Source organism: Novosphingobium lentum NBRC 107847 (assembly GCF_001590965.1).
GTDB lineage: Bacteria > Pseudomonadota > Alphaproteobacteria > Sphingomonadales > Sphingomonadaceae > Novosphingobium > Novosphingobium lentum.
This window is the reverse complement of record NZ_BCTW01000026.1, coordinates 25,670-46,976: the sequence shown is the minus strand read 5'-3', so window position 1 is coordinate 46,976 and position 21,307 is coordinate 25,670. Positions and strand designations below refer to the sequence as shown.

Genomic DNA, 21,307 nt, shown 5'->3' with positions numbered 1-21,307 from the left:
CGAGGTTGCGGGTGGCTTGTGCCTGTTCCATTGCGTCATCTCCTTGTCGCAGGCCCATGCCATAGCTGGTCGCGGCCGCCAACAGCGGGACCCGAAAGCTTGCACCCGCGCACTGCCCTCGCCTATGTCGCGGGCCCGGGTACCGGGCGCGGTTTTCGGCGAATCGGGGGCCATGACCTGCCACGGATCGAATCGGCAGACTGGCCAGATCGGCATATTGGGTTGCAATGATGTCCTCGAAAATGCCCTGGTCCAGCGCCGCGATTGCCCTTGCCAGCGTCATCGGCATGGCGCTTGCCGGAACGCTCATCTGGCTGTGCGCGGCCGTCCTGCTGCTGTGGCTGGGGTCGATCTGGCTGGCACGCCCCGCGCCGGTGATGATCCACCGCCGCATCGACGACGGCAGCGTCTCGCGGCAGGCGATGATCAAGCTGGTCGAGCCGTTCGGCGTGCCCGTGCTGATGCTCGACGGCCAGCGCATCGCCGCCGCCAACGCCGCCGCGCGTGAGGCATTGGGGCCGCACGTGGTCGGACAGGACGCCCGCGTGGCGTTGCGCCATCCCGATGCGGTGCGCCTGCTCAATGCGCCCGAGGGCCGCGCGCTGGTCACGGGACTGACCGGTCCGCGCAGTATCTGGCAGGTCAGCCGCGTGCCGATCGACGAGCGGTTTTCGCTGATCGAGCTGGTCAACCGCACCGCCGAAGCCGACATCAGCCGTTCGCACACCGATTTCGTCGCCAATGCCAGCCATGAGCTGCGCACGCCGCTGTCGTCGATCATCGGCTATATCGAAACGCTGGCCGATCCCGATGCTAAAGTCGACGAGGCCACCACGGTCAAATTCCACGCCACCGTGCTGCGCGAGGCGCGACGGCTGCAAAGCCTGGTCGAGGACCTGATGTCGCTGTCTCGGATCGAGGCGGAAAAGCACGAGGCGCCCAAGGAGCGGCTCGACCTGGGCCAGCTGGCCGCAACCATCGTCGGCGAGGTCGGGCCCGCGGACACCGAAAGCCGCGTCGTGCTGGAAGGCCCCGACGGGCCGCTGCCGGTGCTGGGCGACCGGCAGCAGCTGGACCAGGTGATGCGCAACCTGATCGACAACGCGCTGAAGTATGGCGACCAGAAAGCGGTGGTCACCGTGACGCTCTCCCGCGATCGGGACACCGCCGTGCTCAAGGTGCGCGATCGGGGCGAAGGCATCCATCCCGACCATATCCCCTACCTCACCCGCCGGTTCTACCGCACCGATCCCGGCCGCAGCCGTGCAGCGGGCGGAACCGGGCTGGGCCTGGCCATCGTCAAGCACATCGTCGAACGGCATCGCGGGAAATTCGATATCGCCAGCACACTGGGCGACGGCACCACGGCGACCGTCACGCTCGGCATCGCTGCACCCGCTCCGGGCGACACCGCAACCGCCGGGCAAGCCGCGTGACCCCGCCCGACCAGTGTCATAAAGCTGTCACGCAGTTGTCGCATTGGCGCGCAACGCCCACTTGGATGGAAGGCTCAGAACAATGACGATTTCACGCCGGTTAACCGTTTCCGCCACCGCGCTGGCCGCGCTGGCCCTTGCCGGATGCGGCGGACAGCAATCGTCGGGCCGCGACCAGATCCGCGCGGTCGGGTCATCGACCGTGCTGCCGTTCGCCAAGCTCGTTGCCGAAAACTTCGCCAAGGACAACAGCGGCTTCAAGGCGCCGATCGTTGAAGGCAACGGCACCGGCGGCGGCATGAAGCTGTTTTGCGCCGGCGTGGGTCCGCAGCATCCCGACATCGAGGACGCCTCGCGCCGCATGAAGAAGGCCGAATTCGAGGATTGCCAGAAAAACGGCGTCAAGGACGTGACCGAGATCCAGGTCGGCATCGACGGCATCGCGTTTGCCAACGCCACGGACGGCCCGGTGATGGCGCTGACCCCGGTCGACGTCTACAAGGCGATCGCCGCCAACCCGTTCGGCAAGCCCAACACCGCCAAGTCGTGGAAGGACGTGAACCCGTCGCTGCCCGACATGCCGATCATGGTCTATGGCCCGGCGACGATATCGGGCACGCGCGACGCGTTGAAGGAACTGATCCTGACCAAAGGCTGCGAGACCGATCCCGCCGTCAAGGCGATGAAGGACACCGACAAGGACAAGCACGACAAGGTCTGCGGCGACTTGCGCAGCGACGGCGCCTATGCCGACACATCGGACAACTACAACCTGATCGTGCAGAAGCTGGCGTCCAACAACAAGGCCGTGGGCATCTTCGGCTATTCCTACCTCGAATCGAACGCCGACAAGCTCAAGGGCATGACCATGGGCGGCGTGGCGCCCAGCTATGCCTCGATCGCCGATTTCAGCTATCCGGGTGCGCGCCCGCTCTACATCTACGTGAAGAAGGCGCACGTCGGGGCCATTCCGGGCCTTAAGGAATATGTCATGGAATGGACCAAATTGTGGGGCAAGGATGGCGCCCTGTCCAAGGCCGGCATGATCGTTGCCACTGACGACGTACTGGCCAAGAGCGCCAAGGCAGCATCCGATCTGCCGGTTCTCGATGGCGCCGACCTGAAGTAAGGACTCGTCCCGAATCGATGCCGCCAGCCATTCTCTTCCTGCTCGCCTTCGGGTTGAGCCTTGCAGGCTGGCTGGCGGCACGTTCGCGCGCCTGGGCATTTCAGCGCGCCGCCCCGCAAGTGCGGCTGCACTCGCTGCCCGGCTACCATGGCTGGTACGTCGCGTTGTGGGTGGCGGTGCCGGCGATCCTGTTCGCGGTGATCTGGACCTCGATCAGCCCTGGCATGGTCAGCCAGTCGGTGCTGGCCGATCCCGCCGCAGCCAGCCTGCCCGCCTTCGGGTTCGAACGCGACACGATCATGGCGCAGGCGCGCGATGTTGCCTCGGGCCAGGCACAAGGCGTGTTCAACCCGGTCGCCAAGGCCTTGATTCCGGCGTTCCAGGCGGCGATGACGCGCTACCAGATCATCGGCCTGGCCGCGACGCTGGTGCTCGCCTTTGCCGGTGGTGCCTTTGCGTTTCTGCGGCTTCGGCCCGAATTCACCGCCCGTACGCGGGTCGAACGCGCGATCATGAGCCTGCTGCTGATCGCCTCGATGGTGGCGATCCTGACCACTGCGGGCATCGTGGTCTCGCTGATGTTCGAGACCGCGCGGTTCTTCGGCATGGTCTCGCCGATCGATTTCCTGTTCGGCACGCACTGGTCGCCCGATCCGATGAGCGCCGGCGCACCCGATGGGCACGATTACGGCATCGTCCCGCTGTTCTGGGGCACGATCTATATCGGCGCGATCATCGCCATGCTGGTGGCGATCCCGCTGGGGTTGATGAGCGCGGTGTTCCTCACGCAATACGCCAGCCCGCGCCTGCGCCAGTGGATGAAGCCGCTGCTCGAGATTCTCGCCGGCGTGCCCACCGTGGTCTACGGCTATTTCGCCGCGCTGACCGTGGCGCCGCTGGTGCGCGACGCGGCCCGGGCAGTGGGCATTTCCAGCGCATCGAGCGAAAGCGCGATGGCGGCGGGGCTGGTCATGGGGGTGATGATCATCCCGTTCGTATCCTCGATGGCGGACGACAGTATCGCCGCCGTGCCGCAGGCGATGCGCGATGGCAGCCTGGCGATGGGCGCAACCAAGTCCGAAACGATCCGCAAGGTGCTGATCCCCGCCGCGCTGCCCGGCATCGTCGCGGGCGTGATGCTGGCGATCAGCCGCGCGATCGGCGAAACCATGATCGTGGTGATGGCCGCTGGCGCATCGGCCAATCTTTCGGCCAATCCGTTCCAGAGCATGACCACGGTCACCTTCCAGATCGTCGCCATGCTCACCGGTGAGGGCAGCTTCGACCATCCCGCCACGCTGAGCGCATTCGCGCTGGGCATGGTGCTGTTCCTCGTCACCCTGACGCTCAATTTCATCGCCTTGCGCGTCGTCAAGCGGTATCGCGAAGCTTATGAGTGAGGGCCTGTCCGCCGCCGATCTGGCGGCCCGCGATGCGCGCATGGCCAAGCGGCTGCGCAAGCGCTACTCCGACGAACGCCGCTTCCGCCTGATCGGCATGGCGGCGGTCGGATTTTCCGCGCTCGTGCTGGCGTTCCTGCTGGTGACGATGACCGCCAACGGCATCCGTGGCTTCCAGCGCAGCGAACTGCGCTTCGACGTGGATCTGGCCGCCGCCGCGTTGCAGGTCGAGCCCGAACGGCTGGCGCAACCCGGTGCGGTCCAGGCGCTGGAGACGGCAGGCCTGCCGCTGGCGGTGGCCGCCGCCGCCGATACCGCGCTCGGCCAAGGCGGATCGCAGCTGATCTCCGACGCCGCGTGGCGCGAGGTCGGCCATTCGATCATCGCCGATCCCGATAAGCTGAAGCAGAAGATCGCGGTCTCGGTGCCCACCACCGACGCGCTCGTCACCGCGCAGCGCGGCGACGGCGATCCTGCCTTGCGGGCCACGGCGCGCCGGCTGGTTCATGACGGCAAGCTGGTCCACGCGATCGACTGGGGCTTCATGACCCGCTCCGATGCCACCAGCCCGCAAGCCGTGGGGATCTGGGGGGCGCTGAAAGGCTCGATGCTGACCATGCTGGTCACGCTGCTGCTGGCCTTCCCGATCGGCGTGCTGTCGGCGGTGTACCTTGAGGAATACGCGCCGCGCGGCCGCTGGACCGATGTCATCGAAATCTCGATCAACAACCTGGCTGCCGTGCCATCGATCATCTTCGGTCTGCTCGGGCTCGCGGTGTTTCTGGGACTGTTCCCCAACTTGCGGTCCGCCCCGTTGATCGGCGGCATGACGCTGGCGCTGATGACGATGCCGGTGATCGTGATTTCCGGCCGCAACGCGATCAAGTCGGTCCCTCCGTCGATCCGTGACGCGGCGCTGGCGGTGGGCGCCAGCCGCATTCAGGTGGTGACGCATCATGTGCTGCCACTGGCGCTGCCGGGTATCCTGACCGGCACCATCATCGGCATGGCCCGCGCGCTGGGCGAAACCGCGCCGCTGCTGATGATCGGCATGCGCGCGTTCGTCGCCAGCCCGCCCGACGGCCTGACATCGCCGTCCAGCGTGCTGCCGGTGCAGATCTTCCTGTGGTCGGATGAAATCGACCGCGGCTTTATCGAGCGCACCAGCGCGGCCATCGTGGTCCTGCTGGTGTTCCTGCTCGTCATGAACGGCCTTGCGATCTACCTTCGCAACCGTTTCGAGAAACGGTGGTAAGATGAGCGTCGAGGTTCCCCAGGTTCAGGTCAACCCGGTCGCCGAATTGCCCGGCGGCGGCGGTCCGGACAAGATGAGCGCGCACCACGTCTCGGTGTTCTATGGCAGCAAGCAGGCGATCGACGACGTGTCGATCGATATCCCGCTGCGCTATGTCACGGCCTTCATCGGCCCTTCGGGCTGCGGCAAATCGACCTTCCTGCGCTCGCTCAACCGCATGAACGACACCATCGCCGGCGCGCGCGTCGAGGGCGAGATCCTGCTCGACGGCCAGGACATCTACCGCTCGGGCATGGACGTGGTGCAGTTGCGTGCCCGCGTGGGCATGGTGTTCCAGAAGCCCAACCCGTTTCCCAAGTCGATCTACGAAAACATCGCTTACGGCCCGCGCATCCACGGGCTGACCAACGCCAAGCCCGAGCTCGACAACATCGTCGAACAGTCGCTGCGCCGCGCCGGGCTGTGGGATGAAGTGAAGGACCGGCTCAACGACAGCGGCACTGCGCTGTCGGGCGGACAGCAGCAGCGCCTGTGCATCGCCCGCGCCATCGCGGTCGATCCCGAAGTGATCCTGATGGACGAGCCGTGTTCCGCGCTCGATCCGATCGCCACCGCGCGGATCGAGGAGCTGATCGACGAACTGCGCGGCCGCTACGCCATCGTCATCGTGACGCACTCGATGCAGCAGGCCGCCCGCGTTTCACAGCGCACGGCGTTTTTCCACCTTGGCAAAGTGGTGGAATATGGCCGAACTTCCGATATCTTCACCAATCCGCGCGAAGAGCGGACGAAGGACTATATCACCGGCCGATATGGCTAAACCGGTACGGGTAGGACAATCAATGGTGGAACATACCGTCAAGGCTTTCGACGAGGACATCACCCGGCTGCGCGGCCTGATCGCGGAAATGGGCGGACTCGCCGAACTCTCGATCAGCGAGGCGATGGACGCGCTTGTCGGTGGGCGGCAGGACCTGGCCGATGCGGTGATCCTGCGCGACAAGCGCATCGATGCGCTGGAGATGGAAGTCGATCGCCTGGCCGTGCGCACGCTGGCGCTGCGGGCGCCGATGGCGGACGATTTGCGCGAAGTGATCGCTGCGCTCAAGATCGCCGGCGTGATCGAGCGGATCGGCGATTACGCCAAGAACATCGCCAAGCGCGTGGGCCACATCGACGGGCACAAGCGCTTCGAACCGCTGACCCTGCTGCCCGCGATGAACGACCTGGCCGCCGACATGGTGCACGATGTGCTGACCGCCTATGGCTCGCGCGATGCCGTCGCCGCCGAGGAAATCATGCGCCGCGATGCCAAAGTCGATGCGTTCTACGACAGCATCTTCCGCAACCTGGTGTCGTTCATGGTGGAAAATCCCGCAACCATCAGCAGCGCGGCGCAGTTGCTGTTCGTTGCCCGCAACATCGAACGGATCGGCGATCATGCCACCAACATCGCCGAAATGGTCCACTACGCGGCCACCGGCAAATATCTGCCCGATCGCGAGGAAGTGATTCCCCCCGGCTGAACGGTCCCGCTTTGCGACAAGCGGGATGACGGTCGGGCTTTTCCGTCTTTCTGTCGTAACATTGGTAGTGTTGGCGTAACTTCACCGTCATGGAAGGAATCGCCTTGTCCGCTCCGAAGCTGCTGCTCGTCGAAGATGACTCCGCGCTGGCGGAACTGGTCGAGTACCGTTTTCGTGGCGAAGGCTACGAAGTGCGCACCACCGACGATGGTGACGAGGCGCTGTTGCTCGCCGCCGAGGACGTGCCCGACCTGGTATTGCTCGACTGGATGATCGGCGGAACCAGCGGGATCGAAGTGTGCCGCAGACTGCGCCGTACCAAGGAAACCGCGCACGTTCCGATCATCATGCTCACCGCACGCAGCGACGAGGAAGACCGTATCCGCGGGCTGGAAATCGGCGCCGACGATTACGTGACCAAGCCGTTCTCCCCGCGCGAGCTGATCGCGCGCGTGGGCGCGGTGCTGCGCCGCGTCCGCCCGGCACTGGCGGGCGAGACGATCGTGGTGGGCGACCTCTCGCTCGACGCCAACGCGCACCGCATCACCCGCCGCAACCAGCCGCTGAAGATGGGCCCGACCGAGTTCCGCCTGCTGCGCCATCTGATGGAACACCCCGGCCGCGTGTTTTCGCGCGGGCAACTGCTCGACGCGGTGTGGGGCAGCGGCAGCGACATCGAACTGCGCACGGTCGACGTCCACATCCGCCGCCTGCGCCAGGCGATCGCCTTACCCGGCGCGACCGATCCGGTGCGCACCGTGCGCTCGGCCGGTTATGCGCTCGAGGGCGTGTAACTTATCCTGAAGGCGGCCCGCCGGTCAGCCGTGTGATGTCAAGGTCTTCGACCCCGACCCAGCCGTTGACATAGTTGGCATAGAACAGGCCGAACAGCACCACCGCCAGCACCGACGCGCGCAGCATGATGCGGCGCGGGTTGAAGTTGGCGGGTGCGCTTTCGGCCTGGCCCGGCACGATATCGTGGCCCAGCTCGCGCGGCGTGCGCAGCCCGAACGGCATCACCAGAAAGGCCGACATCACCCAGAACAGGGTATAGATGGCGATCATCGACGTAAGCTTCACGGCCCGTTACCCTTCGCGCAACATCACCTGGACGACCGGCTTCTTGCCCGTCCAGCGTTGCGTCGCCCGGCGCGCGGCAAGCCGCACGGCTTCGGCCAGCGCCAGCGGATCGCGCTTGCGATCGCCCTTCATGTCGCGGATCGCCTGCGCCACGTCGGCTTGCGCCTCGGCCACGAACGCGGCCATGTCATCGTCCAGCGGCAGGCCGATCGAGGCGATTTCGACCGGTGACACCAGCTTGCCCTCGCGGTTTGCGGCCAGCGCGACCGTCACCAGCCCGAATTGCGACAGCTTGCGCCGGGCCGAGATAGCCTCGCCATCGGCGGGCACGATCAGTTCGCCGTCGAGCAGCAGGCGGCCGGCACGCTCCTCGCCGATCTTGACCGGACCATCGGGCGCGAGCCGCACGAGATCGCCGTTCTTCTGCACGATGGCGCGGGGGATGCCCTCGCTCAGCCCCAGCCGCGCCTGTTCGGCCATGTGGCGGATTTCGCCGTGGACCGGCACCAGCATTTCGGGCTGGATCCAGTCATACAGCGCCACCAGTTCCGGCCGCCCGGGGTGGCCGGAGACGTGGATCATGCTCTGCCGGTCGGTCACGATGTTGATGCCGCGATCGGCCAGCGTGTTCTGGATGCGCCCGATCGCCAGCTCGTTGCCGGGAATCTGGCGGCTGGAGAACAGCACGACGTCGCCCGCCTCCAGCGTGATCGGGTGCTGCTTGCCCGCGATCCGCGCCAGCGCGGCGCGCGCCTCGCCCTGCCCGCCGGTGGCCAGCACCATCACTTCGCCGCGCGGCAGGTCCATCGCCGCCTCGGGGCTGATCGTGTCGGGGAAGTCCTTGAGATAGCCCGACGCCTTGGCCACTCCGATGATCCGGTCGAGCGAGCGCCCGGCCACGCACAGCTGGCGGTTGCAGGCTTGCGCCACTTCGCCCAGCGTCTGCAACCGCGCGACGTTGGAGGCGAACGTGGTCACCACCACGCGTCGGCCGCGTTGGGCCGCGACCGATTCCAGCAGGCCCGCGCGCACCGCGCCTTCGGAGCCCGAAGCGGCCGAATTGAACACGTTGGTCGAATCGCACACCAGCGCCAGCACGCCCTCGTCGCCGATCTCGCGCAGCTCTTCCTCGGTTGCGGGCACGCCGACGCGCGGTTCGTCGTCCAGCTTCCAGTCACCGGTGTGGAAGATCCGGCCATGCGGCGTATCGATCAGCAGCGCGTTGCCTTCGGCGATGCTGTGCGCCAGCGGCACATAGCGGATGTCGAACGGCCCAAGCGAGAATGCGCTGTCGTTGGGCAGGATGTTGAGCTTCACCCGGTCGGCAATGCCCGCCTCGTCAAGCTTGGCCTGCACCAGCCGTGCGGTGAACGGCGTCGCGTACAGCGGGACGCCCAGTTCCTCGGCGAAATAGGGCACCGCGCCGATGTGATCCTCGTGCGCGTGGGTCAGCACCACGCCGAGCAGGTCCTTGCGCCGGTCCTCGATGAATTCGAGGTCGGCGAACACCAGGTCGATGCCGGGATAGTGCGGATCGGCAAAGGTCATGCCCAGATCGACCATCAGCCACTTGCCGTCGCAGCAGTAGAGGTTGACGTTCATCCCGATCTCGCCCGAACCGCCGAGCGCGAGAAACAGCAGTTCGCTTTTGGCTTTGGTGCGGTGCACGTTCACGACGGACGCACCCGCTCCGCGAGGATGGCCAGCCCATCGAGCGTAAGGTCGGTATCGACCGCGTCGAAGATCGCCGTGTGATCGCCGAACAGCACTGCCAGCCCCCCGGTGGCGATGACCTTGGCGGGCCGCCCGATCTCGGCGCGGATGCGCGCGATCAGGCCTTCCATCATCGACACATACCCCCAGAACACGCCGATGTGCATCTGGTCCTCGGTGTTGCGGCCGATCACGGTCTTGGTCCGTGTCGGTGCTTCGATCGCGATGCGCGGCAGCTTGGCGGCGGCGTTGACCAGCGCATCGAGCGACAGGTTGATGCCCGGACAGATGATCCCGCCCTTGTAGGCGCCGTTGAAGTCCACCACGTCGAACGTGGTCGCGGTGCCGAAATCGACCACGATCAGGTCGCCCGGATAGCGCGCGTGCGCGGCGATGACGTTGACCGCGCGATCCGCGCCCAACGAGCGTGGCTCGTCGATATCGGCGGCGAAGCCCCATTCGACCGGCGGTTCGCCCGCGATCAGCGGATCGAGCCCGAAGTACTTCTGCGCCAGCAGCGTCAGGTTGTGCATCGCGCGCGGCACCACCGTGGCGATGATGATCTGGTTCACCGCCGCGCGATCGAAGCCCTGAAGTGCCATCAGCTGCAGCAGCCAGACCGCGTATTCATCACCCGTGCGCCGGGCATCTGTCGCTACCCGCCAGCGCGACTTGATCTCGTGGCCGCCGGGGCCTGCCCCGCGATCGACGAGCGCGAAGACGACATTCGTATTACCCACGTCAATCGCCAGAAGCATGCGTTCTCACCAGTTCGATATCGCCCGCGTGGATAGGATGCATCGTGCCATCCGCCAAGCGAAGAAGGGCGGTGCCATCGCCGTCGATTCCGGCAAAGGCACCCATGATCGGTCCATGGTCGCGATCCTTGACCGTGACCAGCGTTCCCGTCGGATGCGCGCGCTCCAGCCACCCGGACCGCAGCGCGGGCCATTGGCCGTGATGCCAGCGCGACAGCGCATCGGCCCACTCGTCCGCCAGCAGCGCGGCGAACGCATCGCGCGTTATGGCATGCCCGGCCAGCGCGAGGCAGGTCGCCGCGCGGTCGGCCAGTGCGGGCGCGTGCGCCAGATTGACCCCGACGCCCGCGACCACCGCATCGCCGCGCCGTTCGAGCAGGATCCCGGCCAGCTTGGCCCCATCGAGCAGCAGATCGTTGGGCCATTTCAGCTGCAGTCCGTCCAGACCGGGCGCGGCGCGCTCCACCGCCCGGAACGCGGCCAGCCCCGCCACCAGCGCCAGCGTCTGCGCCGGCGGATCGCTGGCCTGCAGCAGCGCCACGGTCGATCCCATGAAGTTGCCCGTGCCATCGCACCATTCGCGCCCGGCGCGCCCGCGCCCGGCGGTCTGGCGGTCAGCGACGAGCCATGCGCCTTCGACAATCAGTTCGCCCAGATGCAGGCGTTCGAGCAGCACCGCGTTGGTCGAGCCAGTCTCGGCCAGAGTCTCGATCAGGCAGGCACCGCCCGCAACGGGGGCGTTGCGCTCCGGCGCGTCAGGCAATGTGGAACAGCGAAGCCGCAGCGATATCGGCCAGATGGCCCAGCCAGCGCGTGAGCAGGTAGCCCAGTGGCGAGATCACCAGCGTCGACAGCACCAGCAACACGGTGTGCGAGAGTTCGCCCGCTCCGCGCACTTTGTCGACCGCCTCGTCGAAATACATCACCTTCACCACCTTGAGGTAGTAGAACGCGCCGATCACCGAGGCGGCGATACCCAGCGCGGCGAGGACCACCAGATGCGCCTCGACCGCCGCCTGGAACACCACGAACTTGCCCCAGAACCCGAACAAAGGCGGGATGCCGGCCAGGCTGAACATCACGCTGGCCATTGCCAGCGCCAGCCACGGACGGGTTTTCGACAGGCCGGAGAGGTCGGCAATCGCTTCGATCGCATCGCCGTTCTCGTCGCGCAGCAGCAGCACGGTGACGAAGCCCGCCACCGACATCGCGACATAGATCGCCAGGTACACCAGCATGCCGGACGCGCCGCGCGGCGTGGCGGCGGCCAGTCCAATCAGCATGAAGCCGATGTTGTTGATCGAGGAATAGGCCATCAGCCGCTTGATGTTGGCTTGCCCGATCGCGCCGAGCGCGCCGATCACGATCGACAGCAGCGAGGCGAAGATCACGATCTGCTGCCACGCGCCGACTTGCGCGCCGAACGCCTCGAGCGCGACCCGCATGGTCAGCGTCAGCGCGGCAACCTTGGGCGCGGTGGCGAAGAACGTGGTGACCGGGGTGGGCGCGCCTTCATAGACGTCGGGCGTCCACATATGAAACGGCGCGGCGCTGATCTTGAACGCCAGCCCCGACAGCATGAACACGACGCCGAATACCGCGCCGGTGCTCATCGGCCCGGTCAGCGCCGCGCGGATGCCGACAAAGCTGGTGCCGCCGGTGAAGCCGTACGTCAGGCTCATGCCGAACAGCAGGATCCCGCTGGCGAGCGCGCCCAACACGAAATACTTGAGCCCGGCTTCGGCGGACCGGTCGTCCACCCGCAGGAACGCGGCGAGCACGTAGGCGGCCAGGCTGTTGAGTTCGAGCCCGATATACAGCGTGATAAGGTCGGTGGCCGAGACCATCAGGCCCATGCCCAGCGCCGCGAACAGCACCAGCAGCGGGAATTCGGCGCGCATCGCCTTCAGCCGGTCGAAGAACGACGGCGCGACGATCAGCGTGACGCCCGCCGCCGCATAGATCAGCAGCTTGGCGAACGCGGCAAAGGCATCGGCGCGATACAGGCCGTTGAATGCATCGGCATCGGGCGAAGTGGCCCCGCTGCACAGTTCGGGCGCAACCATGATCGCGCAAACGGTCAGCGCGGCGACCGACAGGATCGAGATCAGCCGCGATGCCTTGTCGCCCGCGAACGCGGCCACCATCAGCAGGGCAAGGCCCGCGACGCTGAGCAGTTCCTCGGGCGCGCCGAGCCACAGCGAGTGCTGGAGGTCCATCACTTCGCTCCCTCAGCGGCAACAGCCGGAGCGGGCTTGGCCCCAGCAACCTTGAGCGGGCCCATCTTCACGTTCGCGTCCCCCCGGGGCTTGGCTTGTGCCAGCCGCGCATCGAGCGTGGCGATGTCCTTGCGCATCGGCGCGAGGAAGCTTTCGGGGTAAACCCCCATCCACAGCACCGCGAGGCCCAGCGGCACCACCATCAGGATCTCGCGCATATCGAGATCGGGCATGGCGGCGGCATCGGCATGCGCCTGCACGCCGAAAATCACCCGGCGATACAAGTACAGCATGTAGGCCGCGCCCAGGATGATCCCGGTGGTGCAGACCAGCGCCACCCAGCTCGAAATCTGGTAGACCCCGGCCAGGCTCAGGAATTCGCCGACGAAGCCGCTTGTGCCCGGCAGCCCGATCGAGGCCATCGTGAACAGCATGAAGAACACCGCATAACGCGGCATATTGATGGCAAGGCCGCCGTACCGATCGATCTCGCGCGTGTGCAGCCGATCATAGATGATGCCCACGCACAGGAACAACGCGCCCGCGACCAGCCCGTGGCTGAGCATCACGATCATCGTGCCTTCCAGCCCGATCCGGTTGAACGCGAACAGGCCGATCGTCACCACGCCCATGTGCGCGACCGAGGAATAGGCAATCAGCTTCTTCATATCGTGCTGCACCAGCGCGACGAGGCTGGTATAGACCACCGCGATCATCGACAGCGCGAAGATCAGCCAGGCGAACTGCGCGGACGCTTCGGGGAACATCGGCAGCGAGAAGCGGATGAAGCCGTAGCCGCCCATCTTGAGCAGCACGCCCGCCAGGATTACTGAGCCGGCCGTCGGCGCCTGCACGTGCGCATCAGGCAACCACGTATGCACCGGCCACATCGGCATCTTGACCGCGAAACTGGCGAAGAACGCCAGCCACAGCCACTTTTGCGCCGCAACGGGGAAGCTGTAGGCCATCAGCGTGGGGATGTCGGTGGTGCCCGCTTCGTTGGCCATCCAGAACATCGCGATCAGCATCAGCACCGAGCCGAGCAGCGTGTAGAGGAAGAACTTGTAGCTGGCGTAAATCCGGTCCGCACCGCCCCAGATGCCGATGATCAGGTACATCGGGATCAGGCCGGCTTCGAAGAAGATGTAGAACAGGAACAGGTCCTGCGCCGAGAACACGCCGATCATCAGCGTTTCCATCAGCAGGAACGCCGCCATGTATTCGCCGACGCGCTTGTCGATCGATTTCCAGCTGGCGCCGATGCAGATCGGCATCAGGAACACCGACAGCATGATCAGCAACAGCGCGATCCCGTCGATCCCCAGCGCCCACTGAAAACCGGCAAACAGCTGCGCGCGCTCGGTGAACTGCCACTGCGCGCCGCCGATGTCATAGTTGAGCCACAGCACCACGCCGAGCGCGAAGTCGATCAGCGTGGCCGCCAGCGCGATGGTGCGCGCGGCTTTTGCCTCGACCTTCAGGCAGGCCACCGCGCCGACCAGCGGCACCAGCAGCATCGTCGAAAGGATCGGAAAGCCGCTCATCGTGCAATCACCCAGCTGACCGCGCCGACAAGGCCGACGAGCATGACCAGCGCATAGCTGTAGAGATACCCCGACTGGAGCTTGGTCGCCGCCCGGCTGCCCTGCGCCACGACCCAGGCCGCGCCGTTCGGGCCGAACCGGTCGATGATGCCGATGTCCCCGATCTTCCAGAACTGGCGGCCCAGCCAGAACGCGGGCCGCACGAACAGGACGTCGTACAACTCGTCGAAGTACCATTTGTTGAGCAGGAACCGGTAGAGCACACCGAACTGATCGACGAACGCCGCCGGGAAGCCCGGGTTGCGGATGTACGAATACCACGCGATGAACAGGCCGGTCAGCATCACGATCGTGGGCGCAAGGCTCCACGCGCCGATATGTTCGGCGGCCTCGATCAGGTGGGTATCGACCACCACCGCGCCCTTCCAGAATTCGGTCGCGCCCTCCAGCCCGACGAAATGCGGCGCAAAGACATAGCCGGCCAGCACCGCGCCCAGCGACAGCACGCCCAGCGGGATCATCATCGAGATCGGGCTTTCATGCGGATGGTAACCGGCAGTGCCATCGCCGTGCGCATGGTTGGCATGGGTATGGTCGTCGTGCGCATGATCGTCGTGGGCATGACTGTCGTGGCCATGCGCATCGTGGACCGCGTGCTGGATATGCTCCGACTGGTCCCAGCGCGGCTTGCCGAAGAATGTCAGGAACACCAGCCGCCACGAATAGAAGCTGGTCAGCAGCGCCGCGAAGACGCCCAGCGCCCAGGCAAAGCGGCCCATCTCGGTCCCGCTGGCAAACGCCGCCTCGAGGATCGCATCCTTGGAATAGAATCCGGCGAATCCGAAGATACCGGCAATGCCCACGCCGGTGATCGCCAGCGTGCCGGCGGTCATCGCCGCAAACGTCCACGGGATCTGCTTTCGCAGGCCGCCGTAGTACCGCATGTCCTGTTCATGGTGCATCGCGTGGATCACTGAGCCCGCGCCCAGGAACAGCAGCGCCTTGAAGAACGCGTGCGTGACCAAGTGGAACATCGCCGCGCCATAAGCGCCGACGCCCGCAGCAAAGAACATGTAGCCCAGCTGCGAACAGGTCGAATAGGCGATCACACGCTTGATGTCGGTCTGCGTGGTGCCAACGGTCGCGGCGAAGATGCAGGTGGCCGCGCCGATGAACGTCACGAACGACGACGCCGCCGGGCTCGCGTGGAACATCGGCGACAGCCGGCAGACCATGAACACGCCGGCGGTAACCATCGTCGCCGCGTGGATCAGCGCCGAGACCGGGGTCGGGCCTTCCATCGCGTCGGGCAGCCAGGTGTGCAGGCCCAGCTGCGCCGATTTGCCCATCGCGCCGATGAACAGCAGGATGCACAGCACCGTCATCGTGTCGAAGCGGTGGCCGAGGAAGCCGATGGTCGATCCGGCCATGCCCGGCGCGGCGTGGAGGATCTCGGGGATCGAAACCGTGCCGAACACCAGGAACGTGCCGAAAATGCCCATCATGAAGCCAAGATCGCCCACGCGGTTGACCACGAAGGCCTTGATCGCGGCAGCATTGGCCGAGGGTTTCTTGAACCAGAACCCGATCAGCAGGTACGAGGCGAGGCCCACCCCTTCCCAGCCGAAGAACATCTGGACGAGGTTGTCCGCCGTCACCAGCATCAGCATCGCGAACGTGAACAGCGAGAGGTAGGCGAAGAACCGGGGCTGGTCCGGGTCTTCGTCCATGTAACCCCAGCTGTAGAGGTGGACGAGCGCAGAGACGGTGGTGATCACCACCAGCATCACGGCGGTAAGCGTATCGACGCGCAGCGCCCAGTCGAATTCCAGCCCGCCCGAATGCACCCACTGCAGCACCGGCGTGACCGAAGCCTCGGCCGAACCGCCAATGAACTTCAGGAAGATCGGCCACGACAGCGCGCACGACAGGAACAGGGCGCCGGTGGTGATCGACTTGACCACGGTGTTGCCCAGCGCCCGGTTGCCCAGGCCGCCGACGATCGCCGCGAGCAGCGGCAGGAAGACGATGAAGAGGATCGGGTTCAAAGGATCAGCCCTTCATCCGGTTGACGTCATCGACCGCGATCGAGCCGCGACCACGGAAATAGATGACGAGGATGGCAAGCCCGATGGCCGCTTCGCCCGCCGCCACGGTCAGCACGAACATCGCGAAGATCTGGCCGGTGAGATCGTGCAGGAACGCGCTGAACGCGACCAGGTTGAGGTTCACGCTCAGCAGGATCAGCTCGATCGCCATCAGGATGACGATCACGTTCTTGCGGTTGAGAAAGATGCCGAGCACGCCCAGCACGAACAGGATCGAGCTGACGACGACATAGTGTTCGATGCCGATCATGCCGACCCACCTCCAGAAAAGCCCGCCCATCCTGAGCTTGTCGAAGGATTGTCCTTCAACTTGAGGACAGGCACATTGGGCACGGAGAAATGCAGTCCTTCGACAAGCTCAGGACGGTCGGATTTGGGGCAAAGGCGGGTCACAGCACCACCCCCTGCCCGACTTCGGGTTTGACGTTGCGCGTGGCCTCTTCCGGACGGCGCGCGTTCTGGCGTGACACGTTCTGGCCGCGCGTGTCGCTGCGCTGGCGGTGGGTCAGCACGATCGCGCCGATCATTGCCACCAGCAGGATGATACCCGACGCTTCGAACAGGAACAGGTACTTGCCGTACAGCAGCGCACCGATCGCCTCGATGTTCGACTGGCCCACACCGGTCATGGCCGCGCCATCGGGCGTGCCCAGCTTCATCGGGCCGGCGCTGCGCACGATGAGCCCGACGAACAGTTCGACGAACAGCACCACCGCCAGCAACAACCCCAGCGGGAAGTTCTTGACGAACCCGGCGCGCAGTTCGGCGAAATCGATGTCGAGCATCATCACCACGAACAGGAACAGCACGGCCACGGCACCCACATAGACGATCACCAGCAGCATCGCGATGAATTCAGCGCCCACCAGCACCATCAGGCCCGCCGCGTTGAAGAACGCCAGGATCAGCCACAGCACCGAATGCACCGGATTGCGCGCGAGGATGGTCACGGCGCCGGAGGCGATCACCATCGTGGCGAACAAGTAGAAGGCGAGTGTCTGGATCACAGCCAGGATCCTCCCCCAAACCCTGAACGAAACCCGACTATGCTGAGCTTGTCGAAGCACTGCTCTTTGCTTCGTGCATCAGCGCATGAGGCACCAAGCAAAGTGCAGCCCTTCGACAAGCTCAGGGAAGTCGGAGTAAGGGAAAATTGTGCCATATCTGCCGGAAAGTGCATCATCGCGCGGCCCCTAACGATACGGCGCATCGGCTTCAAGGTTCGCGGCGATCGCCCGCTCCCACTTGTCCCCGTTCGCGAGCAGCTTGGTCTTGTCGTAAAGCAGTTCCTCGCGCGTTTCGGTCGCGTATTCGAAGTTCGGCCCTTCGACGATGGCATCGACCGGGCAGGCTTCCTGGCAAAAGCCGCAGAAGATGCACTTGGTCATGTCGATGTCGTAGCGCGTGGTGCGGCGGCTGCCGTCGTCGCGTGGTTCGCTCTCGATGGTGATCGCCTGCGCCGGGCACACCGCCTCGCACAGCTTGCACGCGATGCAGCGTTCCTCGCCATTGGCATAGCGGCGCAGCGCGTGTTCGCCGCGGAAACGCGGCGACAGCGGGTTCTTCTCGAACGGATAGTTGATCGTCGCCTTGGCCTTGAAGAAATACTTCAGGGTGAGCCAGTGCGCCTTGAGGAATTCCCACAAGGTGAAGGACTTGACGAGCTGTCCGACGGTCATGCGAAGTGTCCGATAGCCATGAGGTAACCGCTGACGATGACGACCCACAGCAGCGAGAACGGCAGGAATATCTTCCAGCCCAGCCGCATCAGCTGGTCGTAACGGTAGCGCGGGACGGTCGCCTTCACCCAGCTGAAGATGAAGAAGAAGAACAGGATCTTGAGCAGCAGCCAGACGAAGCCGGGCACGATGTACATGAACGGCAGATCGAGCGGTGGCAGCCAGCCGCCCCAGAACAGCACCGCGTTCAGCGCGCACATCAGCAGCACGTTGGCATATTCGCCCAGCCAGTAGAGCGCAAAGCTCATCGAGCTGTATTCGGTCTGGTAACCGGCGACGAGCTCGCTTTCCGCCTCGGTCAGATCGAACGGCGCGCGCGCGGTTTCGGCCATGCCCGAGATCAGGAACAGCACCCACATCGGGAACAGCAGCGGGTTGGCGACGAAGCCGTTGATCAGCCCGAACACATGGCCCTTCTGCGCCATGACGATGCCGTTCATGTTGAACGTGCCCGCCCACAGCACCACGCAGATCAGGATGAACCCGATCGAGACTTCATACGAAATCATCTGCGCAGCGGCGCGCATCGCACTGAAAAACGGATATTTCGAGTTCGATGCCCAACCGGCGATGACCACGCCGTAAACGCCCAGCGACGACATCGCGAGGACATAGAGCAGCCCGACATTGATGTCCGCCAGCACCGCGCCCGAATTGAACGGGATCACCGCCCACGCCATCAGCGCGACGGTAAAGGTGATGATCGGCGCAATCAGGAACAGCGCCTTGTTCGATGCCGACGGGACGATGGTTTCCTGCAGGAACACCTTCAGGCCATCGGCAAACGACTGCAGCAGCCCGAACGGCCCGACCACGTTGGGCCCCTTGCGCAACGCCATCGCCGCCCAGATCTTGCGATCGGCATAGATGATCATCGCCACGCCCAGCATCAGCGGCAGCGCGATCAGCAGGATGCCCGCCAAAGTGGCAAGGCCCCAGGCCCATTCGTAGGACAGGCCCCAGGTCTGGAAGGTCTGGGTCATTCCGCGGCCTCCGCGAAGTCTTCGCCGTGGATCAGTTCGGCCGAGCAGCGTTGCATCGTCGGGCTGGCCCGGCAGATGGCGTTGGTGAGGTAGTGGTCCTTGATCGGGTAGCCGATCGCGCCTTCCGCCATCCCACTGCTTGCAGAAGGCAGCGCGCCGTAATCGGCCAGCGCTTCCACGCCGAGCGCCGGAACCGCCGCGATCATCGCCGACCGCAACGCCGCGAACGTGTCGAACCCGACCGACACGCCCAGCGCATCGGCCATCGCGCGCAGGATCGTCCAGTCCTCGCGCGCGTCGCCGGGCGCGAACACGGCTTTCTCGCCGAACTGCACGCGGCCTTCGGTGTTGACGTAAGTGCCCGCCTTCTCGGTGAAAGCGGCGCCCGGCAGGATGACGTCGGCGGCGTGCGCGCCCTTGTCGCCGTGATGGCCGATATAGACGATCATGCTGTCAGCGAACTTGGTGTAATCGACTTCGTCCGCGCCGAGCGATAGCAGCAGCCTGGGCCGTGCCGCCGCGATATCGGCAATGCCGCCGCCTTGCGCATAGCCGAGCATCAGCCCGCCCATGCGGCTGGCCGCCATGTGCAGCACGTTGAAGCCATTCCAGCCGTCTCGAACGAGGTTCCACTCCGCCGCCAGCCCGAGCAGCGGCCCGAGCGCACCCTTGGCCAGCCCGCCGCCGCCCAGCACGATCGCAGGCTTGCTCGCCTTGGCCATAGCCTCGCCCACCGCGTCGGGCAGGCTGGCGAGCATCGCAGCATCGTCGCCAAGGAAAGTGGCGGGATAGGTCGTGTCCCAGTGCGTGCCGACCACGAACACTTTCGCGCCGCGCTTCACCGCCTTGCGGATACGCACGTTGACCAGCGGGGCCTCGTCGCGCAGCTGGCTGCCGACGATCAGGATGCAGTCCGCCTCCTCGATCCCGGCGAACGTGGTGTTGAACGCCACCGCCGCGAGGTTGCCGACGTCATAGCTCAGCCCGGTCTGCCGTCCTTCGAGCAGCGTCGAGCCCAGTGCGCCGACCAGCGCCCTGGCGGCGTACATCGTCTCGCAATCGACCAGATCGCCCGCAATCGCGGCAATGCTCGATCCCGGTGCGATGGTCGCGATGGCAGCGAATGCCTCGTCCCACGTCGCCGCGACCAGCTTGCCGTCACGCCGCAGCCATGGCTTGTCGAGCCGACGACGGGTCAGCCCGTCAACGCAGTGGCGTGCCTTGTCCGACAGCCATTCCTCGTTCACGTCGTCGTTCACACGCGGCAGGATGCGCAGCACTTCGCGACCCCGGCTGTCGATGCGGATGTTCGCGCCGACCGCGTCGGACACGTCGATGCCCAGCGTCTTCTTCAGTTCCCACGGCCGCGCCTCGAACGCATAAGGCTTCGAGGTCAGCGCGCCGACCGGGCACAGATCGACCACGTTGGCCGACAGCTCGTGCTTCGCGGCTTTTTCCAGATAGGTCGTGATCTGCATGTTCTCGCCGCGATACAGCGCGCCGATCTCGTCCACGCCGGCGACTTCTTCCGAGAAGCGCACGCAGCGGGTGCAGTGGATGCAGCGCGTCATCGTGGTCTTGATCAGCGGGCCCATGTACTTTTCGGTCACCGCGCGCTTGTGCTCGTGATAGCGCGTGGCGCCCCGGCCATAGGCGACCGACTGGTCCTGCAGATCGCACTCGCCGCCCTGATCGCAGATCGGGCAGTCGAGCGGGTGGTTGATGAGCAGGAACTCCATCACCCCTTCGCGCGCTTTCCGCACCATCTCGCTGTCGGTGCGGATTTCCTGCCCTTCGCTGGCGGGCAGCGCGCACGACGCCTGCGGCTTGGGCGGCCCGGGCTTCACCTCGACCAGGCACATCCGGCAATTGCCCGCGATGGACAGCCGCTCGTGATAGCAGAAGCGCGGGATTTCCTTCCCCGCCAACTCGCACGCCTGCAAGACGGTGACGCCTGCGGGGACTTCCAGCTCTACGCCGTCGACTTTGAGTTTAGGCATTGCCGTCCTCTTTCGCGGGGCGGACGCCCATTGCCAATGACATTGCCATGTTCGGGTTTTGCGGATTAACCGTAACCGTTTGGCGTGAAGGACTGATCACAAGGTCCATATCCTCCATCGGGATCGCCCCGAGCAAGGCCTGATCTCCCAGCACCAGCGCACCAACCATGCACTGACGATTGGCAAAGCGCACGCGGATCGGGCCGACATAGTCCACCATCTGGCTTGCACCATTGGCCACGGTCACTTCGCGGCGATCAAGCACCGGCAGCTTGAGTTGATTGGCGACATGCTGCGGAATGCACAGATGCACCGCCCCGCTATCGACCAGCGCATTGACCGTCATCGGCAGCAAATCGTCCTGCCGGGCATTGGCGAGTTCGATGTCGGTGAGGATGATACCCATGGCTCAGCCCT

Annotated in this window: 21 protein-coding genes; 7 read left to right on the top strand and 14 right to left on the bottom strand. The window is 65.3% G+C overall.

The window, feature by feature from the left end; translation table 11 throughout:
- On the bottom strand, window positions 1-289 hold a 289-nt coding region (locus tag NL2_RS21540; RefSeq protein ID WP_218006129.1), incomplete at its 3' end, for a hypothetical protein.
- Here NL2_RS21540 and NL2_RS18615 point away from each other — a divergent pair.
- The 7 genes from NL2_RS18615 to phoB all read left to right on the top strand — a co-directional run bounded on the left by NL2_RS18615 (window position 288) and on the right by phoB (window position 7,540).
- Complete coding sequence (locus NL2_RS18615) at window positions 288-1,436, top strand: sensor histidine kinase (RefSeq protein WP_245647759.1); 1,149 nt, start codon at window positions 288-290, stop codon at window positions 1,434-1,436. The two genes, NL2_RS21540 and NL2_RS18615, sit on opposite strands and share 2 nt — an antisense overlap.
- 82 nt (window positions 1,437-1,518) lie before the next feature.
- Window positions 1,519-2,565, top strand: coding sequence for a substrate-binding domain-containing protein (locus NL2_RS18610; protein ID WP_068077560.1), 1,047 nt, complete (start codon window positions 1,519-1,521; stop codon window positions 2,563-2,565).
- A gap of 17 nt (window positions 2,566-2,582) precedes the next feature.
- A complete protein-coding gene (pstC, locus tag NL2_RS18605) occupies window positions 2,583-3,965 on the top strand; it encodes a phosphate ABC transporter permease subunit PstC (protein WP_068077558.1) in 1,383 nt (460 codons plus the stop codon).
- Window positions 3,958-5,220: a phosphate ABC transporter permease PstA gene (gene pstA / locus NL2_RS18600; RefSeq protein ID WP_068077556.1), complete on the top strand. Its 1,263-nt coding sequence runs from the start codon at window positions 3,958-3,960 to the stop codon at window positions 5,218-5,220. Before pstC ends, pstA begins: the two co-directional genes overlap by 8 nt.
- Before the next feature lie 73 nt (window positions 5,221-5,293).
- Window positions 5,294-6,040: a phosphate ABC transporter ATP-binding protein PstB gene (gene pstB / locus NL2_RS18595; RefSeq protein ID WP_174522631.1), complete on the top strand. Its 747-nt coding sequence runs from the start codon at window positions 5,294-5,296 to the stop codon at window positions 6,038-6,040.
- A 22-nt stretch (window positions 6,041-6,062) separates the two neighbouring features.
- Entirely contained in the window at window positions 6,063-6,746 is a 684-nt protein-coding gene (gene phoU / locus NL2_RS18590; protein WP_068077554.1) for a phosphate signaling complex protein PhoU, read from the top strand.
- A 104-nt stretch (window positions 6,747-6,850) separates the two neighbouring features.
- Complete coding sequence (gene phoB, locus NL2_RS18585) at window positions 6,851-7,540, top strand: phosphate regulon transcriptional regulator PhoB (protein WP_068077579.1); 690 nt, start codon at window positions 6,851-6,853, stop codon at window positions 7,538-7,540.
- 1 nt (window position 7,541) lies between these two features.
- On the opposite strand, the gene NL2_RS18580 is transcribed toward phoB, so the two are convergent.
- From NL2_RS18580 to NL2_RS18520, 13 genes are all read right to left on the bottom strand, one after another.
- Window positions 7,542-7,826, bottom strand: a complete 285-nt coding sequence (locus tag NL2_RS18580) for a DUF1467 family protein (protein WP_157083256.1) — start codon at window positions 7,824-7,826, stop codon at window positions 7,542-7,544.
- 6 nt (window positions 7,827-7,832) lie between these two features.
- Window positions 7,833-9,428, bottom strand: a complete 1,596-nt coding sequence (locus NL2_RS18575) for a ribonuclease J (protein ID WP_068077575.1) — start codon at window positions 9,426-9,428, stop codon at window positions 7,833-7,835.
- A 68-nt stretch (window positions 9,429-9,496) separates the two neighbouring features.
- Window positions 9,497-10,297 (bottom strand): type III pantothenate kinase, encoded by an 801-nt coding sequence (locus NL2_RS18570; RefSeq protein ID WP_068077553.1) that lies wholly within the window; start codon window positions 10,295-10,297, stop codon window positions 9,497-9,499.
- Window positions 10,281-11,060 (bottom strand): biotin--[acetyl-CoA-carboxylase] ligase, encoded by a 780-nt coding sequence (locus tag NL2_RS18565; protein WP_245647758.1) that lies wholly within the window; start codon window positions 11,058-11,060, stop codon window positions 10,281-10,283. The genes NL2_RS18570 and NL2_RS18565 overlap by 17 nt, the downstream gene beginning before the upstream one ends.
- Window positions 11,053-12,516, bottom strand: coding sequence for an NADH-quinone oxidoreductase subunit NuoN (gene nuoN / locus NL2_RS18560; RefSeq protein WP_068077551.1), 1,464 nt, complete (start codon window positions 12,514-12,516; stop codon window positions 11,053-11,055). Before nuoN ends, NL2_RS18565 begins: the two co-directional genes overlap by 8 nt.
- Window positions 12,516-14,060, bottom strand: a complete 1,545-nt coding sequence (locus tag NL2_RS18555) for an NADH-quinone oxidoreductase subunit M (protein WP_068077549.1) — start codon at window positions 14,058-14,060, stop codon at window positions 12,516-12,518. Before NL2_RS18555 ends, nuoN begins: the two co-directional genes overlap by 1 nt.
- Window positions 14,057-16,108: an NADH-quinone oxidoreductase subunit L gene (gene nuoL / locus NL2_RS18550; RefSeq protein ID WP_068077547.1), complete on the bottom strand. Its 2,052-nt coding sequence runs from the start codon at window positions 16,106-16,108 to the stop codon at window positions 14,057-14,059. The genes NL2_RS18555 and nuoL overlap by 4 nt, the downstream gene beginning before the upstream one ends.
- 4 nt (window positions 16,109-16,112) lie before the next feature.
- Window positions 16,113-16,418 (bottom strand): NADH-quinone oxidoreductase subunit NuoK, encoded by a 306-nt coding sequence (gene nuoK / locus NL2_RS18545; RefSeq protein ID WP_068077545.1) that lies wholly within the window; start codon window positions 16,416-16,418, stop codon window positions 16,113-16,115.
- Window positions 16,419-16,557: 139 nt separating this feature from the next.
- Window positions 16,558-17,175 carry an NADH-quinone oxidoreductase subunit J gene (locus tag NL2_RS18540; RefSeq protein WP_068077543.1) on the bottom strand — a complete coding sequence of 206 codons (618 nt, stop codon included), beginning with the start codon at window positions 17,173-17,175 and terminating at the stop codon, window positions 16,558-16,560.
- A gap of 186 nt (window positions 17,176-17,361) precedes the next feature.
- A complete protein-coding gene (gene nuoI, locus NL2_RS18535) occupies window positions 17,362-17,847 on the bottom strand; it encodes an NADH-quinone oxidoreductase subunit NuoI (RefSeq protein ID WP_068077541.1) in 486 nt (161 codons plus the stop codon).
- On the bottom strand, window positions 17,844-18,890 hold the full coding sequence (nuoH, locus tag NL2_RS18530; RefSeq protein WP_068077539.1) for an NADH-quinone oxidoreductase subunit NuoH: 1,047 nt from the start codon (window positions 18,888-18,890) through the stop codon (window positions 17,844-17,846). Before nuoH ends, nuoI begins: the two co-directional genes overlap by 4 nt.
- Entirely contained in the window at window positions 18,887-20,890 is a 2,004-nt protein-coding gene (nuoG, locus tag NL2_RS18525; protein WP_068077537.1) for an NADH-quinone oxidoreductase subunit NuoG, read from the bottom strand. The genes nuoH and nuoG overlap by 4 nt, the downstream gene beginning before the upstream one ends.
- Window positions 20,883-21,296, bottom strand: coding sequence for a clan AA aspartic protease (locus NL2_RS18520; RefSeq protein ID WP_068077535.1), 414 nt, complete (start codon window positions 21,294-21,296; stop codon window positions 20,883-20,885). Before NL2_RS18520 ends, nuoG begins: the two co-directional genes overlap by 8 nt.
- Between the last annotated feature and the right edge of the window lie 11 nt (window positions 21,297-21,307).

Coding starts and splice junctions, on each gene's coding strand:
- NL2_RS18570 (WP_068077553.1), bottom strand. CDS start 10,297: ATGCTTCTGGCGATTGACGTGGGTAATACGAATGTCGTCTTCGCGCTC.
- nuoK (WP_068077545.1), bottom strand. CDS start 16,418: ATGATCGGCATCGAACACTATGTCGTCGTCAGCTCGATCCTGTTCGTG.
- phoU (WP_068077554.1), top strand. CDS start 6,063: ATGGTGGAACATACCGTCAAGGCTTTCGACGAGGACATCACCCGGCTG.
- nuoI (WP_068077541.1), bottom strand. CDS start 17,847: ATGACCGTCGGACAGCTCGTCAAGTCCTTCACCTTGTGGGAATTCCTC.
- nuoN (WP_068077551.1), bottom strand. CDS start 12,516: ATGGACCTCCAGCACTCGCTGTGGCTCGGCGCGCCCGAGGAACTGCTC.
- NL2_RS18615 (WP_245647759.1), top strand. CDS start 288: ATGGCGCTTGCCGGAACGCTCATCTGGCTGTGCGCGGCCGTCCTGCTG.
- NL2_RS18575 (WP_068077575.1), bottom strand. CDS start 9,428: ATGAACGTCAACCTCTACTGCTGCGACGGCAAGTGGCTGATGGTCGAT.
- pstB (WP_174522631.1), top strand. CDS start 5,294: ATGAGCGCGCACCACGTCTCGGTGTTCTATGGCAGCAAGCAGGCGATC.
- nuoH (WP_068077539.1), bottom strand. CDS start 18,890: ATGACCCAGACCTTCCAGACCTGGGGCCTGTCCTACGAATGGGCCTGG.
- pstC (WP_068077558.1), top strand. CDS start 2,583: ATGCCGCCAGCCATTCTCTTCCTGCTCGCCTTCGGGTTGAGCCTTGCA.
- nuoG (WP_068077537.1), bottom strand. CDS start 20,890: ATGCCTAAACTCAAAGTCGACGGCGTAGAGCTGGAAGTCCCCGCAGGC.
- pstA (WP_068077556.1), top strand. CDS start 3,958: ATGAGTGAGGGCCTGTCCGCCGCCGATCTGGCGGCCCGCGATGCGCGC.
- NL2_RS18555 (WP_068077549.1), bottom strand. CDS start 14,060: ATGAGCGGCTTTCCGATCCTTTCGACGATGCTGCTGGTGCCGCTGGTC.
- NL2_RS18610 (WP_068077560.1), top strand. CDS start 1,519: ATGACGATTTCACGCCGGTTAACCGTTTCCGCCACCGCGCTGGCCGCG.
- NL2_RS18520 (WP_068077535.1), bottom strand. CDS start 21,296: ATGGGTATCATCCTCACCGACATCGAACTCGCCAATGCCCGGCAGGAC.